This is a genomic window from Cohnella zeiphila, assembly GCF_014212055.1.
Classification (GTDB): domain Bacteria; phylum Bacillota; class Bacilli; order Paenibacillales; family Paenibacillaceae; genus Cohnella; species Cohnella zeiphila.
In genome coordinates, this window is the sequence record NZ_JACJVO010000080.1 from 1 (window position 1) to 1,184 (window position 1,184).

Below are 1,184 nucleotides of genomic sequence, written 5' to 3' on the forward strand. Positions count from 1 at the left end.
TGAACTGACCGAAGGTACGGGTTTGCTCTCGGGGATTGTCGATCTTTTTGAAGAGGGCGCGGCCGTGGGGAAAGGCGTGCTCGACGTGACGGGCAGGGACGTAGCGGCTTTTTGCGACGATCTCATCAAAGATTCCAAAACGTACGCCGACATCTACCAAGAATCGGTTAACCAAGAAATGAACAAGGCGATGAAAAAAGCTACGGACAAAAAAAAGTAAAAGGAGGGACACCCGGATGGAAAAAGCCATTCAAGTAAAAGGGCTGCAAAAGGCCTACAAACAGCTTCAGGTTCTAAAGGGCGTGAATTTCGAGGTGGAAAAGGGCAGTATTTTCGCCCTGCTCGGCTCCAACGGGGCGGGCAAGACAACGATTGTCAAAATCCTCACCACGCTGCTGGGGCATGACGAGGGAATCGCTACCGTGGGCGGATTCGATGTGGCGTCAAAGCCGGACCATGTGCGGCAGTCGATCAGCTTGACCGGGCAATTCGCCGCGGTTGACGAGATTTTGACCGGGCGGGAGAACCTGATTTTGATCGCCAGACTGCGGCATCTGAAAGATCCGCGTCAGGTGGCGGATCGCATGCTGAGACGCTTCGGCCTGACAGACGCCGCGGACCGCAAGGCATCTACCTATTCGGGCGGGATGCGCCGCAGGCTCGACATCGCCTTGAGCCTCGTGGGAAATCCGCAGATCATTTTCCTCGACGAGCCGACGACCGGGCTTGACCCCGAGGCTCGCATCGAGGTTTGGAAGACCGTCAAGGAGCTGTCGGACGGCGGCACGACGATCTTTCTAACCACGCAGTATTTGGATGAGGCGGAGCAGCTTGCCGACCGAATCGCCATTCTCCACGAAGGCAGGATTATCGCGAACGGCACGCTCTCGGAGCTCAAAAAGCTGTTTCCGCCGGCGAAGGTGGAGTATGTGGAAAAACAGCCGTCGTTAGAGGAGATCTTCCTCTCGATCGTCGGCAAAAAGGAGGCCATGTAAATGGAGACGGTAAAGAATCACTTTTTTAGCGATATGGGCGTGATGCTGGGGCGCTCCATGCGCCATATTTTCCGCAGCATGGACACCATCATCACGGTCTGCATCACGCCGATTGCGCTGATGCTGCTGTTCGTCTATGTGCTTGGCGGCGCCATTCAAACCGATACGGAAAACTATGTGAACTACCTG

The 1,184-nt window shown here is 55.4% G+C and carries 2 protein-coding genes and 1 pseudogene; all 3 read left to right on the plus strand.

The features are described 5' to 3' along the window. Positions 1-220, plus strand: a 220-nt coding sequence (locus H7C18_RS34610) for a DUF1048 domain-containing protein (protein ID WP_185133694.1), incomplete at its 5' end; no start/stop codon positions are given. A 16-nt stretch (positions 221-236) separates the two neighbouring features. Next, positions 237-995, plus strand: a complete 759-nt coding sequence (locus H7C18_RS34615) for an ABC transporter ATP-binding protein (RefSeq protein ID WP_185133695.1) — start codon at positions 237-239, stop codon at positions 993-995. Continuing rightward, positions 996-1,184 (plus strand): annotated as a pseudogene (locus H7C18_RS34620) (ABC transporter permease); the annotation flags it as partial. It abuts the gene before it with no gap.

What these genes read in the sequence shown, in the direction of transcription:
- H7C18_RS34615 (WP_185133695.1), top strand. Translation starts at nt 237, where the DNA reads ATGGAAAAAGCCATTCAAGTAAAAGGGCTGCAAAAGGCCTACAAACAG.